This window comes from Spirillospora sp. NPDC047418 (assembly GCF_040643275.1).
GTDB lineage: Bacteria > Actinomycetota > Actinomycetes > Streptosporangiales > Streptosporangiaceae > Spirillospora.
Genome location: NZ_JBEYTW010000148.1, coordinates 1 through 15,233 on the forward strand (window position 1 = coordinate 1; position 15,233 = coordinate 15,233).

Genomic DNA, 15,233 nt, shown 5'->3' on the forward strand with positions numbered 1-15,233 from the left:
GCCCCGGGCCCCCCCTCGGCCCCCGGCTGGGCCGGGGGGGGGGGCGGGCCATGCGGCGGCGGGGGGGTCAGCCCGCCGGCTCGTCGCGGACGCGGCGGGCGGCCGCGACCAGGTTGCGCAGCGCGGCCTCGGTCTCCGGGTAGGCGCGGGTCTTCAGCCCGCAGTCGGGGTTCACCCACAGCCGTCCCGGCTCGACGGCCCGCAGCGCGCGGCGCAGGTTGTCCTCCATCTCCGCGGCGGCGGGGACGCGCGGCGAGTGGATGTCGTACACGCCCGGCCCGATCCCGTTCGCGTACCCGGCGGCGCGCAGGTCGCCGACCAGTTCCATGTGCGAGCGGGCCGCCTCCACGCTGGTGACGTCGGCGTCCAGCGCCCCGATCGCGCCGATGATCTCGCCGAACTCCGAGTAGCACATGTGGGTGTGGATCTGCGTGGTGTCCGCGACACCGGACGTCGCCAGCCGGAACGCGCCGACCGCCCAGTCGAGGTAGGCGGGACGGTCCGCGCCCCGCAGCGGCAGGAGTTCGCGCAGCGCCGGCTCGTCCACCTGGATGACGCGGATGCCGGCGGCCTCCAGGTCGGCGATCTCGTCCCGGAGCGCGAGCGCGACCTGGCGGGCCGTGTCGGCGAGCGGCTGGTCGTCGCGCACGAACGACCAGGCCAGCATCGTGACCGGCCCGGTGAGCATCCCCTTGACCGGCTTGGCCGTGAGGGACTGCGCGTACACGGCCCAGTCGACCGTCATCGGACGGGGCCGCGCGACGTCGCTGTGCAGGATCGGCGGGCGCACGTAACGCGACCCGTACGACTGCACCCATCCGTGCTCGGTCGCCGCGTACCCGTCGAGCTGCTCGGCGAAGTACTGCACCATGTCGTTGCGCTCGGGTTCGCCGTGCACGAGGACGTCCAGGCCGAGGTCCTCCTGGAGCGCGATGACGCGGGCGATCTCGTCCTTCATCGCGGCGGTGTAGCCGGCCTCGGTGAGACGTCCGGCCCTGCGGTCGGCGCGGGCCCGGCGGATCTCGGGGGTCTGCGGGAACGAGCCGATCGTGGTGGTCGCGAGGTCGGGCAGGCCGAGCGCGTCCCGCTGCGCGGCGAACCGGGCGTTGCGGTCGCCGCGCCGGGTGTCGCCGATGCCGCCGAGCCGCTCCCGGACGGCCCGGTCGACGCCCGCCTCGGGAAGCGGCGTGCCCGCCGGGATCGGGACGTCGTCGCTGAGCGCCCGTCCGAGCGCGACGACCTCGGCGACCTTCTGCCGGGCGAACGCGAGCCGTCCGCGGACGTCCGGGTCGAGCGCCGTCTCCGCGTCGAGGTCGAGCGGAACGTGCATCAGCGAGCAGGACGTCCCGACCACGATCTGATCGACGAGCCCCAGCACGGACGCGCAGGCGGACAGCGCCTTCCGGGTGTCGGTGCGCCACACGTTCCGGCCGTCGACGACCCCGGCGACGAGCGTCTTGCGCGGCAGGCCGCCGACCGACGCGAGCACCTCCACGTTGCCGGGCCCGGCGACGAGGTCGAGCCCCACCGCCTCGACCCGGCTCCGGGCCAGCACGCGCAACGCGTCCGCGCCGATCGTGCCGAAGTACGTGGCGACCATCAGCCGGGGCCTGCTGGACAGCTGCCCGAGTCGCGCGTAGGCGCGGGCGAGCGCGTCGATCTCCTCCTCGGTGCGGTCGGCGACGAGCACGGGCTCGTCCAGCTGCACCCACTGCGCGCCCGACCCGGCGAGCCGCTCCAGGATCTCGGCGTAGACGTCGACGAGCCCGTCGAGCAGGTCGAGCGTCCGGAACCCGTCCACCGCGGGCTTGGCGAGCAGCAGGTAGGTGAGCGGGCCGATGAGCACGGGACGCGTCTCGATGCCGAGCCCCCTCGCCTCCCGGTACTCGGCCAGCGGCTTGGCGGCGGCCCCGTCCGCGAGCCGGAACCTGGTGTCGGGCCCCAGTTCGGGGACGATGTAGTGGTAGTTGGTGTCGAACCACTTGGTCATCTCCAGCGGCGGCACGTCCTGGACACCGCGGGCCATGGCGAAGTACCGGTCGAGGCCCGTCAACGGCCGGTAGCGCTCCGGGACGGCGTCGACCAGCACGCTCGTGTCGAGCATCTGGTCGTAGAAGGAGAAGGTGTTCGACGGGATCGCGTCGACTCCGGCGTCCCGCAGGCCCGTCCAGACCTGGGCGCGCAGTTCGGCCCCGGTCCGCGCGAGCGCGTCGGCCGACGTCCTGGACGGGTCGGCGTCGACGCGTCCCGCCCAGTAGTCCTCGGTGGCGAACTTCAACTCCCGGCGTGCCCCGATTCGGGGGTATCCGAGGATCGTGGTGTTCATGGCGGCTTCCCTCGCTGTGCCACGGGCGGCCCTGGGGGCGGGCGGCACGGCGCGGCGGAACCGCGTCGCCGGCCGTCCCACGAGGCCGCGGACCACCGCGCACCGGGCGGCGCGCGGGCGGAGGCAGGTCTTCGGACTCGCGGGCATCGCCTCCGTGGAGGAGGCGTCCTACTGGCCGTCGCTTCCCAGGCCGGTGGGCCCAGTGCGTCTGACGGCGGTCGTTCCCGCTCACCGCTGCGGGGCAGTCCCGGACTCGCACCGGGTTCCCTCTTACGACGCTCGAAACGAGCGAACCATCCGCGTTCCGGAGTCTACCGCCGCACCGCCCGCACGCTCCTACCGCGCTGTCAGGTGGCGGGCGCGCCGAACCATCGCGGCAGGTGTTCGAGCAGGTCGGCCTGGTCTTCGCCGGCCCAGGCCACGTGGCCGTCCGGGCGCAGCAGGACGGCGGGAGCGTCGAGTTCCTCGCCGACGTCGGAGATGTCGGCGACGTGGTCGACGCGGTCGGCCCATCCGGCGACGGAGAGCCGGCCGGTCTGGTCGAGCAGCAGCCCGCGGCCCCTGTGCATCAGCCCGTAGAGGCGGCCGCGCTTCAGCCGGACGTCCCGGAGCCGCCGCCCGAGCAGGGCGTGGCCCTCGCCGAAGTCGTAGCGGACGCCGATCGCCGTGGTCTTCTCGATCAGGTACCGGGTCACCTCCTCGAAGTCCATCAGCTCCGCCAGCAGGGCGCGCACCACCTGCGGGCCCGGCTCCAAGGACAGCAGCTCGGCCTGCGCGCGGGTGTTGTTCAGCACGTCGGCGGCCACCGGTCGCCGCTCGGTCTCGTAAGTGTCGAGCAGCGCCTCCGGGGCCCGGCCGCCGACCGCGGCGGCGAGTTTCCAGCCGAGGTTGAACGCGTCCTGGACGCCGAGGTTGAGCCCCTGCCCGCCCAGCGGCGGGTGGACGTGCGCCGCGTCGCCGGCGAGCAGCACCCGTCCGGCCCGGTAGCGCTCGGCGAGCCGGGTGGCGTCGCCGAACCGGGACAGCCAGCGCGGCGAGTGGACGCCGAAGTCGGTGCCCGCGAATACCCGCAGCCGCCGCCTGACCTCGTCGAGCGTGGGCGGAGCGGTGCGGTCCTCGGACACGTCCCCGGCGAGCACGACGGCGCGGTAGACCCCGTCGCCGACGGGACCGACGCCGAACGTGCGATGGGTCTCGCGGACGTCCGCGACGATCGCGGCGATCTTCGCCGGGTCCTCGGTGGCCTGCATCTCGCCGGTCAGCCACTCGGTCGTCGGCGGCTCGCCGGGGAAGCCGACGCCGAGCAGCCTGCGCACCGTGCTGCGGCCTCCGTCGCAGCCGACGAGGTAGCGGGCGCGCAGCCGGGTGCCGTCGGCGAGGTCGGCGGTCACCCTGTCCTCGTCCTGGCTCAGCCCGACCAGTTCGCGGCCGCGCCGGACCTCGGCGCCGACCTCGGCGGCGCGCTCGGCCAGCAGCCGGTCGGTGACGGGCTGCGGGATGCCGAGGATGTAGGGATGCGCGGTGTCGAGCCGTTCGGGCTGCGGCTTGTCGATGGCGGCGAAATGGCCGCGGAGCGGGTACTTCGTGCCGTGCGCGAGGAAGCGGTCCAGCAATCCGCGCTGGTCCATGATCTCGATACTGCGCACATGCAGGCCGAGTGAGCGGACAATTCTCGTCGGTTCCGCGTCCTTCTCCAGCACGACGACCCGCACGCCGTGCAGCCGCAGTTCGGCCGCCAGCATCAGGCCGGTCGGCCCGCCACCGGCAACGATCACATCGATCTCGTCGATCAAGGAAACCCCCCGTTTCCGCAGGTTCTTGCGTCGGCCCACGATTCTGCGCCACCCCCCGGGTCTTGCCGCAAGCCCCCCTGCGTGCTATAAGTTAGAAGTGGCAAGGAGTGCATAAACCTCCTTGCCTTTTCTGTTTTCCGGGGACGCCGCCGCCGGTGCTTTGTGTGACTCGCCGTCCGTCGTCCGCCGTTTCCTGGCCGCCGGAACGGGCGGCGCCATCGTGAACGCCATGTCCCAATAGACGAAGTCCGGGTACGGGACGGCGAAGGCGGGCGGGTGCGAGTGCGTCCGAGGACGCAGACCGGGGTGATCGTTCTGGTTACGCTTGCCCTCAGATAGACAGCTGTGTTCGGCAGGCGTGAGGCGAGGTGGGATGTCCGGCGCAGGACTCAAGGGGCTCGGGGACGGCGATCCGGCGCGGGTCGGGCCGTACCGGCTGCTGGCGCGGCTCGGGGCGGGCGGGATGGGCCGGGTCTACCTCGGGCGCTCGCGGGGACGGCGGCTGGTCGCGGTCAAGATCGTCCACCCGCACTTCGCCGACAACGCCTCGTTCCGGCGCCGGTTCGCGAAGGAGGTCGCGGCGGCGCGCCGCATCGGCGGCTTCTACACGGCGCAGGTCGTGGACGCCGACACCGACGCCGACCCGCCGTGGCTGGTCACGGAGTACATCGCGGGGCCGACGCTGCAGGACGCCGTCGACGAGAACGGCCCGCTGCCCGAGGGCTCGGTGGCCGCGCTCGGCGCCGGGCTCGCCGAAGGGCTGCAGGCCGTCCACGACCAGAACGTCATCCACCGGGACCTCAAGCCGGGGAACGTGATGCTCGCCGCGGACGGGCCCCGGATCATCGACTTCGGCATCGCCCGCGCGATGGACGCCACCTCCCAGAGCATGACGGTCGTGGGCACGCCCGGGTACATGTCGCCCGAGCAGTACGTCGGCCGCGACATCGGACCGGCCAGCGACGTGTTCTGCCTGGCCGCCGTACTGACCTTCGCGGCGACCGGCCGCCACCCGTTCGGCGAGGGGCCGCCCGACGCGCTCGGCTACCGCGTCCGGCACGAGGACCCGGACCTGACGGGCGTCCCGGCGGCACTGCTGGAACTGATCGCGGCGGGGCTGGAGAAGGACGCGGACGACCGTCCCCCGACCGGCGAGTTCCTGGAGCGCCTCTCCGCGCTGGCCGCGGACGGCGGCATGCCGCTGCCGGAGACGTACAGCACGATGATCGCCACCCGCGTGGCGGAGACCGAGCAACTCGCGCAGCAGCCCGACACGGACGAACGGCCCCTGGCGGATCGGCCCCCGGCAGATCGGCCGCCGAAACCGCCCCGCCCACAGCCACAACCGCAGCCGCAGCCGCAGCCCCAGCCCCGACCGCAGGCGCAGGCGCAGGGGCGGCCTCCCCAACCCAAGGCGCCGGCGAAGCCGGCCGGCGGGATCGTCGCCGGGATCATCGGCGTCCTGCTGATCGCCTTGCTGATCGCCTTCTCTGTCAACGGCAAGCCGGGCACGTCGCACAATGCGGGCGCCACCTCGTCCCCGACGCCGTCCTCCAGCCGGACGTCCGGACTGACCGGCGACGAGGGGAGCACCCGGCGGCCGACGCGGAGCCTGTCCCCGACCCCGGACCCGACCTGGGAGGCGTTCGACGACATCTCGGTCAACGACTGCCTGGACGCCTACAAGGACCCCTACGACACCAACGAGTGGAGCGAGGACATGCCGCGCGCGGTGTCCTGCGACCGGAGCGACGCCTACGTGCGGGTGATCGGCGTGAAGAAGTCGAGCAGCGCGTGCGACTCCGAGGCGCTCGACGGTGAATCCTCGTGGCGGTCGCCCTCGCACGGCGGGGAAACGATCTACCTCTGCCTGCGGCGGCAGTTCCGGAAGGGCGAGTGCTTCCTGGGCAGGAAGGGCAGCAAGAAGGGCATGCCGGCCATCAACGGCCACGGCCTGATGACCTCGTGGAGCTGCGACTCGGAGCGCGTGCCCAAGAAATTCACCTACATCCTCCAGTTCACCGGCTACTACGAGAGCAGGTGCCCGGAAGGCTCGTGGCGGTGGACGGACTTCCGCAGGGGCGTCCTCTGCGCCCGCATCGTCTGACGCCCGTGTCGAGGCGCCCGGCGCGGGGGCCGGTACCCGCGTCCGCCGACCTGGTATTCGGCACTTTCGGCGGCGTTTCGCCACTGGCAGACTGAGGGGACGAAACGGGGAGGCCGTATGGAGGACACGTCCAATCGTGTGCCGGTGGACATGGGCGGGGCGACGCTCTACATCGAGGCGTCGGAACTGCACCCCGGCAGCGGCGGAGGCTTCGGCGAAGAGCGGGACATCGCCGCCACGAAACCGGACATGACCGAGGTGATCGCGGCGATCAGGCAGTTCAGCGAGCAGCTCGGGACGTCGCTGAGCGCGAGCGGCGCGACCCGGTTCGCGGTCGAGTTCGGGTGCGAGGTCGCCATGGAGACCGGGAAACTCGTGGCGGTGCTCGGCAAGGCGTCCGCGAAGTCCACGCTGAAGGTCACGATGGAGTGGGGGCAGCCGAGCCCATGAACGGGGGCCGGGCGGCGCTGGCCGAGGCACTGCGCGCCGCGACGGTCATGGTGTCGGCCGGGGACAGAATCGGTACCGGCTTCTTCGTCGCGCCCGGACAGGTGCTGACCTGCGCGCATGTCGTCACCGCGCCGGGAGTGGAACCCCCGGAGCAGGTGGTCGGGCAGTGGGGCCACCGCGAATTCAAGCTCGCCGTCACCCAGTCGGGATTTCTGGAAGAGCACGACCTGGCCTTGCTGAAGGTGGTCGGAGAACTCGACCATCCCGTGGCATGCCTGGCGGAGCAAATGGAGCCGGGCGACGAACTGTGGGCCTATGGGCATCCGGACGGCGCCTACCGGCAAGGCGATGTCATCCGTTCCGTCTATGACGGCCCCTCGGTGAATGCCGAAGGGGTTGAGCTGCTCAGGGTGACCGAGGGACGGGCCACCGAAGGTTTCAGTGGCGGCCCCGTGCTCAATTGGCGCACGGGCGGAGTGTGCGGGGTTCTGCGCCGTGCCGACGCCCCGCCCGGCGGCCCTCCGGGCGCCCGGCTCATCGGAGCGGCGCGCATTTTCGAGGCCGTCCCGGATCTGAAGCCGCCGTCGGTGCCGACACCCGACCGCCTGCCATGGTTCCGGCTGCTGGACGAAAGGCAATTGGCGGCGGGGCGCTGGTGCCACCCGAGCCCCCGGCTGCGCGGCTACCTCGAAGCCGCGCAGCTGACGGCGCGCGAGCATCCGTACCGGCTCGCGCTCGCCAACACGCCGCAACTCGGCTCGGTCTACCTGCGCCAGCAGGCGAGCCCGCTGATCCGGGGGCAGGAGGCGAAGGGGGACGGCGACGAGCTGGCGGCCGAGGCCCGGCCCGTTCACGCCGACCTCCTGCTCGAAGGCGACCGGCGGTGCGTGTTCGTGGTCGGCGGGCCCGGCACCGGCAAGTCGAGCCTGCTGCGCCACCTGGCGGAGACGAGCGCGGGCCGCTGGCTGGACGGCGCGGGCGCGCCGGGCGTGCCGGTCCTGGTCCCGGCCGGGGCGCTGGCCGCGGACTGCCCGCTGCCCGAGGCCCTCGCCGACGGAGTCACGGCGGCACTGGGTGCGCGCCTGGCGGATCGGCGGCTGGCGGACCTGTTCGAGGACGAGCCGCTGCCCGGCGTCCCCTGGGTGGTCCTCGTGGACGGGGTCGACGAGATCCTTGACCCCGAGCGCCGTCGGCGCGTGCTGGAAACGGTCGCGTTCTGGCGCTCGCGGTCTTCCCGGTACTCGTTCCTCGTGACGACCCGGCCACTGCCGCAGGGGCAATTGGACAGGTTCCGCGAGGACGGCCTGCCGTTCTACGAGATCGAGCCGTTCTCCCCGGACCAGCTTCCCGAGTTCGCCGGGAAATGGTTCTCCGCGCTGGGCATGCCCGACCCGGACGCCCTCGTCGCGTCCTTCCTCGACCGGCTGGCGCTCAGCCGCCTCAACCGGCTCGCCGACATCCCGCTGATCGCGACGATGCTGTGCGTCGTCTTCGCGAGCCGTGACGGCCGGCGCCTCCCGCCCAGCCGCGTGGGCCTGTACGAGGAATTCGTCTCGATCCTGATGGCCAAACGGCACACCCAGATGAACGCGCTGGAACGCCTTCAGCAGCGGATGAAGCCGTATGGAACGGCCGCCGAACAGGCCGTGGACAAACTGCTGGCGGATCTGCGTCCGCTGCTGGACCACATCGCGGACCAGCGGCTGGGCGGGCAGGGCCGGGAGGCGCTCCTCGACCTCGCCGTCGCGCGCGTGGCGGATCTGCGTCCCGCGCATCTGCCCACCGGGGAATGGCGCGACCTGGTGGACGAGACGCTGCGGCTGAGCGGCCTGGTCGTCGAGCGGTCCGGAGAATTGGAGTTCTTCCACCAGACCATCCTGGAATATCTGGCGGTGTGCGCCCGCGAGACTCCCGCCGACATCGTCCCGGAAATGAACTTCGGCACGATCATCGGACGCAGTTCGTTCGCGCTGCTCAGGTCGGCCGTCCTCATCGAGCGCTCTCCCGGCCAGGCCCGGGACGTCGCGGTGGCCCTGCGCGATACGGGCCTGGTGGGAATGGCGTTCCTCGCCGCCCTGGTGAACGACGGCGTGGAGTTCCCCGACGACGTCGTGGACGAGGTACGCAACGAGCTCGAAGAACTCTCGGCGCACGCCGACGGCGAATGGTCCAGCAGGCGCAATGACGCGTTGGAGGCCCTGACCCTGATCGACCCCGACCTGGGGTTCGGCTATTGGGAGCGGTTCGCGGCCGACAACGGTCTCGGCCATTTCGATCGAAGGGAGGCGATCCGCGGTCTGGTCCGCGCCGGTCCCGGCCGTGCCGCGGCCGTCCTGGATCCTCTCGCGCTGGGCTGGGAGACGCCGTTGCCCGTCCAGCAGGCCATCGTGTACGAACTGACCGTCCTGAACCGGCGGCGGAGCGATGAACTGCTGGCCAAAATGGCCATGGCCGAGCACATCGGCGGTGAGACGCGGCGCTGGGCCGCCGCCGGCCTGCTCGACCGCCTCGACTGGTTCACGCGAGCGGAGATCCTGGAGACGATCGCGAGCGAACGCCGCCTTCCCGGCTCCTACCGCCGATGGGCGGCAGCGCGCCTGTTCACCCAGGACCCGCCACGGGGAGCCGACGCGCTCACCACGGTCGCCGAGGACAGGACGGTGCCGGACCCCGACCGCCTGTCCGCCGTCGCGACCATGGTCAGCACTGTCGCCCACAGGCGGATTCTCAGACCGAGGGCCGCCGATCTGTTCGCCGTCATCGCCGTTGACCCGGCGGTCGAGGCGCCCTATCGCGTCAAGGCCGCCAAGGAACTGATGCAATTGGCCGGTCAACGCGCCCAAAGCGCGTTCGCGCTCATCGCCGCCGACCGCTATGCGGACGGAGTGAGCCGCGCCCGCGCCGCCGCCGCATTGGCCGACTTCGACGCGGTACAGGCCGTCGCCGCCCTGTCCGCGATCGCCGCGGATCCGGCGTCCGGCATCGACGGCCGGCTTGAGGCGGCTCTGGCGCTGGCCTGGATCAACCGTCCTCGTGCGGCGGACGCGCTGCTGGCGCTGGCCGCCGACCGCCGCGTCCCTGAGGACGACCGCGTAGTGGCCGCCCACCACCTCGACTGGGTCGACCGAAGCGCCCTGCCCTCCGCGCTGACGGCCATCGCGCATGACGAGCGGATCGCCGGCGCGCACCGGACCCACGCCGCACTGAGACTGAGCCGGCTCACCCCCGAAACAGGCCGAACCGCCTTGCAAACCCTGGTCACCGACGACGCGATCAGCGCCTGCGACCGGCTGGAGATCGCCTGCCGCCTGGCCGTCCTGAACTCCACGGAGGCGCCGGCCGCCCTCGCGTCCCTCAGCGCGGACCCCGACCTCGACGGCGTCCGACGCCTGCACGCCGCCATGGAGGCGGGCGCCCCCGACCCGCTCGCGGCCCTCGCCACCGACACGGGCCTGGACGGCATGCACCGCGTCCGCGCCGCCTTCGAACTGGCGGCCATCGACCGAGCCCGTGGCACGGACGCCCTCGCCGCACTGAGCAAAGACCCGACAACGGACGATGCACGAGCCGAATTGGCCCGCGCCGAAACCGCCAGAGTCAGGCGAGCGCGGAAAAACTACTTCCGATCAAAAGAAGCCATCGGAGAACCCCCGGAGATAGACCTCAGTCAGATCGCCTCCTATCGCGTCCTGGCCGCCCGCCTCCTCGGCTTCTATGACCGGAAAGGCGCCATCGACCACCTGACGGAATTGTTGAGCACCCCTGACGAAGACGTAGCCAGCCAGGCTCGGGCAACCCTGGCAAAAGACTTCTCCTAAGTGGACGGCCCGCCTCCTCAGATCACACGCGACCCGGGCGCGTCCGCACGCGGCCGCCCGTGGGTTCCCGCGATGAAACTCCGGGTTTACCCGGACGACCTGCAGGAACGCGGTGTGTGGGACGCGTGGCCGAGGTGCCCGGTTGACGGCGAACCCGAAGCTGGCCAGCTATCACCAGGTGTCGGTTGATACCGGTACAACTGGGGATTCGTTCGATCGGAAGGGATCCACAGGGTGAGGAAGCTTCTCGTCACGGGGGCCGCCGCGATCGCGGTGGCGGGAGCCGGGGTGCTGGTGGCGACGCCGGCCGAGGCCGCGAGTCCGGTGCAGATCTACCGGGTGTACTACAACTCGCCCGGCAGCGACACGGGCTCGAACAAGTCGCTGAACGGCGAATGGGTCCAACTGTTCAACACGTCCCGTCTGTCGAAGAGCCTGAAGGGGGTCAAGCTCCGCGACAAGACCGGCTACACCTACACGTTCGGTTCTTACAGGATCGCGGGCCGGAAGTCGGTCTACATTCACACCGGCAAGGGGAAGAACACCGCCACCCACCGCTACTGGGGCAAGTCCTGGTACGTGTGGAACAACACCGGCGACACCGCCTACTTGCTGTACGCGAACGGAAAGCTGGCGGACAAGTGCTCCTGGGGCCAGGGCTCCTCGAAGTACTGCTGATCACCCGCCGCACAGACCGCGGGAACGAACAAGGCGATGAGCAGGGCGGCCGAGATTAATGCGGCCGCCCTGCGGCTCAGTTCTCGATGGTGATGCCCATCGCCGACGCGAGGGTGAGCAGCAGTCCTTGCGCGTCGCCGGTGGCCACGATGGCGCCCGCGAAGCTCTGGACGCCGTGCACGCCGTAGAGGTCGCACTCGGAGAGTCGGGTGCCTTTCATGTTGGCGTTGCTGAATTGTGCGCCACTCAGCTTGCAGCGTTCGAAGCGGGCCCCGCTGAGGTCGGCCTCCTGGAAGTTGGCGTTCGTCAGGTTGCAGTCCCGGAACACCACGCTCTTGAACCGGCTGAAGCGGAAGGACGAGAGGTCGGCGCGGCAGTTGCTGAACAGCACGTCCCGCAGGCTGCAGCCGGTCATCGACGTCCCGGTGAGACGGCTGCTCTCGATCAGAACGTTGAAAACCCGCGAGTCGGACAGCTTCAGGTTGGCGAGATCGCAGGAGCCGAACTCGACGTCCCGGAACTCGGCTCGCCGCATGCTCGTCCCGGACAGGCGCGTCTCCTGAAAGCGGCAACGCTCGTACTCGGCGTCCTCCGCGTCCCGTTCTGACAGGTCCAGCGCCCCGAACCGCATCGACAGGTACACGCCATCGTCGACCGGCTCGCCGTCCGCGAGACCCGCCTCGCCCAGCGACCGCGGAATCACCGGCCCCACCGGCTCCTTGAGCCGCCGAGGAGAACCCGCCCGCACACCACCACTCACCACCCGCGCGACTCTACTAGCCCCGCACACCACGCCCCCGCAACGTGCCAGAGCGACCGCCCCGCCTCAACCGGCCCTAAGAGCCTCAACAAGGCACCAAAAGTCGCGCCGCCTCAGCACGACCCGTACCCCATCAGGATCCTTACTGTCCCGGACGGCGATCAAGCCACCCACCGACGCAAGCTCGACACAGTTGCCGCCGTTTTCTGTGCTCCGGCTCGCTTTACGCCAGACGGGACTACTTTGTGCCATGTCTTCCCCTGGGGCAGATTTGTGCAGTTGGGGCTTAGATGTTCTTGAGAGACGCTGTGAAGCGCACGAAATCTTCGCGGTCGATGATGAGTTTGGGCCCGGAAGGGTCTTTGCTGTCGCGGATGGCAATCACGTTCGATGCTGACGTGAGTTCCACGCACGCGCCGCCGTTTTCGCCGCTCTTCATCGCCTTGCGCCAAGTGAGGCCGTTCAGGTCCATTTGGTTTCTATCACCTTTCTAATTGTCTCTCTCGACATGTTGGCCGGAAGAGCCTTGCTTCCCAACGTCCTCAATGTGCGAGCCAGCCCAGAGAGATCATTCTCGTCATCGGTCGTGATGCCGCGTACCGTCGTTTCAAGATACGCCACCTCGCTCCGGTCCTTCATCGTTGCGACGATGAAGGCTCCACCAGTTCCGGCGGGGACGCCATCGTCGTTCAGCACGATCTGAATTGTAACGTTCGGTAGCTCGCTCATCACTATGAGGTGCTCCAGTTGTTCCTTCATGATCTCTCGTGAGCCGACGAGGTTCGTGAGCGCGTGCTCACTTATGAAGGCGATCAGGGTAGTGGGAGCCGGGACTTCACGTGTGAGGATCTCCTGGCGTGCCATGCGAGCTGCCACGGCTTCATCCGATCCCAGGAACGCGCGTGCGTAGTTCTCCTTCTGGAGAAGGCCAGGGATGACCGTGTGCTCCCACCAGGTCAGCACATCGGCTTCGACTTCGACTTCGGGCCAGTCGAACCAACTCGGGAAGCCCAGTTGCCCGTCGCCGTTGAGGTCGTCGTAGAGGGTGAGGAGGACGCCGCCGGCCTTGAGTTCCGGGTCCATGATCTCGACGAACTCGCGTTTGCACCGTTTCTTCCCGCTTTCGACCTGCGAGACGAACGAGGCGGTCTTGCTGGTGCGTTGTCCGACGCGTGTCTGGCTTAACCCGGCACGTTCCCGGTAGCGGCGGAACTGCCGCCCGAAGGCGGCGAGAGCTGGGGACGTCACTGCACGTCGTCGGGGGGATGCCATGCTCGCCGCTCCTTAACCTGCTGGAACCGCTTGTAACCGGGGAGTGAAGATCGACATCGGGATGTTGCGTCTTTCTGGATGTTAACAGTGACTCTGTGTTGATGGGTGACTTACTGACAGATACGAGACCCGACACATTGCGGAGGTCGTATCGATGCCACCTGCAGCTCTCGCGCCGGAGAGGCCGGCGCTGGTTCTGGAGCCGACGGATCAGGCGCCCGCGAAAGCGCGGCGCTATCTGACCGAGCGGTTCGCCGAACTCGGCCACGCCGACGATTACTTCGGGCGGCTCGTGGTTACGGAACTGGTTACAAATTCGTACAAGCACGTCGGAGTCGGGCACATCATCGTCCGCATCTTCCGGGACGTGCGCGAGTCCCTGACCGTCATCGAGGTCCAGGACGAGGGGGCGACGCTCCCGGTCGTCCGAGGAGAAGACCACAACGCGACCAGCGGGCGCGGGCTGCTGCTCATGGAGCAACTCGTCCACGACTGGGGCGTCCGGCCGCTGGATGGAGAAGGGAAGATCACGTGGGCTCGGTGCGCCCGATGAGCGTCCAGGCCGAACGCCACCTGCTGCGCTGGCGGACGTGGCGCGGCCGTCCCGTTGCGACCCGGTACCTGGATCTGCTGGCCGTCGCCCTCCGGGCCAAGGGATATCGGTGCGTCAAGCTCTACGAGGCGGCCGATCTGCCCACGCGTCCGCCCGTCCTCTGGGTCTTCGCGTTCGGGCCCGATGGCCACGTCCGGGTCGCCCTCACCGTCTGTGCCGTGGCCGGGGGCTGGGGTTACCACCAGGCCGGACGCGGAGGGCGCGGCTACGTCGCACCCTGCGGTGACGCCAAGTACGCGGCCGACCAGGTCGACGGCCTCCTCAAGCACCGCATGTACCCGGCCACCTGGTAGCAGGCGGCCCGCCATCGGAGATATTGCCATGTACTTCCAAACTCCCCACAACCCGTCCGTCGTGGACGCTTGCCCGGCGGGCGCCTTGGAGCTGGACCCTGACATCGATCGGGCCCTTGACGAGCTGCGTCGAGCCTTCCCCGGGCTGTGCCTATGGCACGGGGAGTTCAGCGGGTCGCTTTGGGCGCTTCTCCCGGATCGGCTTGTCGAGGCGAAGACCGCCGCCGACCTAGCCCGGCAGCTCTACGGCCTTCTGGGTCGTCCTCGTCCCCAGGCCGTGCGTCGTCCCAGCACGCCGTCCACCCGCAGGCCGGACGGAACCTGGAACGTCCCAGCCCACCCTCCCGTCCGTCGTACGACGTCCACTCGTCGCTCCCTCCCCCTACTCGGTCGCCTTGTGGCGGGCGTCCTTCGCGCGGCGAGAATGTCCGCGTGGCCCGTGCCGCTGGTCTGATCAGCGGCCTGTAGGCGCGAGCCTCGACTGCACGCGGCCTTCTGCCTGGCCAGTTTGGTGGATACCCGTGCCAGCTCAGCTCGGCGGTGTTTCGGAATGACGTCGTCCATCGTGCGATCGGCCGTCAGCAGCGCGTTGAAGAACACGGAAGCACGAGCGACTAGGGACAGCAGCCTCGCCCGAGCGCTTCCTCCGGGTTTCTGTGGCGGGGGCGGGTTTGGGGGCTGCGGGCGGGCAGGGATTGTCGGTGGGGTGGGGCATGGTCGTGGGGGCGAGTGACAGAGGGGGAACGGATGATCATCATCTCGGGGAAGTTGTACGTGGAAGCCGGTGGCCGGGACGCCTATGTGGACGGGTGTCGGGAGGTTGTTGCGGCGGCGCGGGCGGCGCCCGGGTGCCTTGACTTCGCCGTGTCGGCCGACCTTGTCGAGCCCGACCGGGTCAACGTGTACGAGCGGTGGGAGAGCGGCGAGGACGTCGAGCGGTTCCGGGGGGCGGGGCCCGAGCCCGAGCAGGCGGCGCAGATCCGGCACGCCGAGGTGATGAGGTATCTGATCTCGGGGGTCGAGGCGCCCTAGTACGGCAGTCCGAGATCGTGATCTTGTCATGGTCGGCTGATTCGGGCTCGCTGGTGGAACCAGCGGGCGCGGGCTTGGTGACGCCGTCGCC

Annotated in this window: 13 protein-coding genes and 1 riboswitch; of the genes, 7 read left to right on the top strand and 6 right to left on the bottom strand. The window is 70.0% G+C overall.

Annotated elements, in window-relative coordinates:
- Positions 1 to 67 precede the first annotated feature (67 nt).
- Together metE and rox are read right to left on the bottom strand one after the other, a co-directional pair.
- The gene (gene metE / locus ABZ806_RS43090; RefSeq protein WP_500225364.1) at positions 68 to 2,326 is read right to left on the bottom strand and encodes a 5-methyltetrahydropteroyltriglutamate--homocysteine S-methyltransferase; all 2,259 of its coding nucleotides are present in this window, start codon (positions 2,324 to 2,326) and stop codon (positions 68 to 70) included.
- Between the two features lie 105 nt (positions 2,327 to 2,431).
- Positions 2,432 to 2,640: riboswitch (cobalamin riboswitch) on the bottom strand.
- A gap of 33 nt (positions 2,641 to 2,673) precedes the next feature.
- On the bottom strand, positions 2,674 to 4,119 hold the full coding sequence (gene rox / locus ABZ806_RS43095) for a rifampin monooxygenase (protein WP_500225368.1): 1,446 nt from the start codon (positions 4,117 to 4,119) through the stop codon (positions 2,674 to 2,676).
- Positions 4,120 to 4,492: 373 nt separating this feature from the next.
- Between rox and ABZ806_RS43100 the strand changes: the two genes are divergently transcribed.
- The 4 genes from ABZ806_RS43100 to ABZ806_RS43115 all read left to right on the top strand — a co-directional run bounded on the left by ABZ806_RS43100 (position 4,493) and on the right by ABZ806_RS43115 (position 11,172).
- Positions 4,493 to 6,226, top strand: coding sequence for a serine/threonine-protein kinase (locus ABZ806_RS43100; protein WP_500225373.1), 1,734 nt, complete (start codon positions 4,493 to 4,495; stop codon positions 6,224 to 6,226).
- A 117-nt stretch (positions 6,227 to 6,343) separates the two neighbouring features.
- Positions 6,344 to 6,676, top strand: a complete 333-nt coding sequence (locus ABZ806_RS43105; protein WP_500225377.1) for a CU044_2847 family protein — start codon at positions 6,344 to 6,346, stop codon at positions 6,674 to 6,676.
- Complete coding sequence (locus tag ABZ806_RS43110; RefSeq protein WP_500225378.1) at positions 6,673 to 10,494, top strand: trypsin-like peptidase domain-containing protein; 3,822 nt, start codon at positions 6,673 to 6,675, stop codon at positions 10,492 to 10,494. The genes ABZ806_RS43105 and ABZ806_RS43110 overlap by 4 nt, the downstream gene beginning before the upstream one ends.
- A 234-nt stretch (positions 10,495 to 10,728) precedes the next feature.
- The gene (locus ABZ806_RS43115) at positions 10,729 to 11,172 is read left to right on the top strand and encodes a lamin tail domain-containing protein (protein WP_500225383.1); all 444 of its coding nucleotides are present in this window, start codon (positions 10,729 to 10,731) and stop codon (positions 11,170 to 11,172) included.
- 76 nt (positions 11,173 to 11,248) lie between these two features.
- Here ABZ806_RS43115 and ABZ806_RS43120 read toward each other — a convergent pair whose 3' ends face one another.
- The 4 genes from ABZ806_RS43120 to ABZ806_RS43135 all read right to left on the bottom strand — a co-directional run bounded on the left by ABZ806_RS43120 (position 11,249) and on the right by ABZ806_RS43135 (position 13,204).
- The gene (locus ABZ806_RS43120) at positions 11,249 to 11,884 is read right to left on the bottom strand and encodes a pentapeptide repeat-containing protein (RefSeq protein ID WP_500225386.1); all 636 of its coding nucleotides are present in this window, start codon (positions 11,882 to 11,884) and stop codon (positions 11,249 to 11,251) included.
- 114 nt (positions 11,885 to 11,998) lie between these two features.
- Positions 11,999 to 12,184, bottom strand: a complete 186-nt coding sequence (locus ABZ806_RS43125; protein WP_500225387.1) for a DUF397 domain-containing protein — start codon at positions 12,182 to 12,184, stop codon at positions 11,999 to 12,001.
- Positions 12,185 to 12,218: 34 nt separating this feature from the next.
- On the bottom strand, positions 12,219 to 12,404 hold the full coding sequence (locus ABZ806_RS43130; RefSeq protein WP_500225392.1) for a DUF397 domain-containing protein: 186 nt from the start codon (positions 12,402 to 12,404) through the stop codon (positions 12,219 to 12,221).
- A complete protein-coding gene (locus ABZ806_RS43135; protein ID WP_500225396.1) occupies positions 12,395 to 13,204 on the bottom strand; it encodes a helix-turn-helix domain-containing protein in 810 nt (269 codons plus the stop codon). Before ABZ806_RS43135 ends, ABZ806_RS43130 begins: the two co-directional genes overlap by 10 nt.
- A 154-nt stretch (positions 13,205 to 13,358) precedes the next feature.
- On the opposite strand from ABZ806_RS43135, the gene ABZ806_RS43140 reads away from it, so the two are divergent.
- The 3 genes from ABZ806_RS43140 (at position 13,359) to ABZ806_RS43150 (ending at position 15,142) form a co-directional block, all read left to right on the top strand.
- Positions 13,359 to 13,757: an ATP-binding protein gene (locus ABZ806_RS43140; RefSeq protein ID WP_500225399.1), complete on the top strand. Its 399-nt coding sequence runs from the start codon at positions 13,359 to 13,361 to the stop codon at positions 13,755 to 13,757.
- Positions 13,736 to 14,110, top strand: coding sequence for a hypothetical protein (locus ABZ806_RS43145; protein ID WP_500225402.1), 375 nt, complete (start codon positions 13,736 to 13,738; stop codon positions 14,108 to 14,110). Before ABZ806_RS43140 ends, ABZ806_RS43145 begins: the two co-directional genes overlap by 22 nt.
- A 747-nt stretch (positions 14,111 to 14,857) precedes the next feature.
- Complete coding sequence (locus ABZ806_RS43150) at positions 14,858 to 15,142, top strand: putative quinol monooxygenase (RefSeq protein WP_500225406.1); 285 nt, start codon at positions 14,858 to 14,860, stop codon at positions 15,140 to 15,142.
- Positions 15,143 to 15,233: the final 91 nt, after the last annotated feature.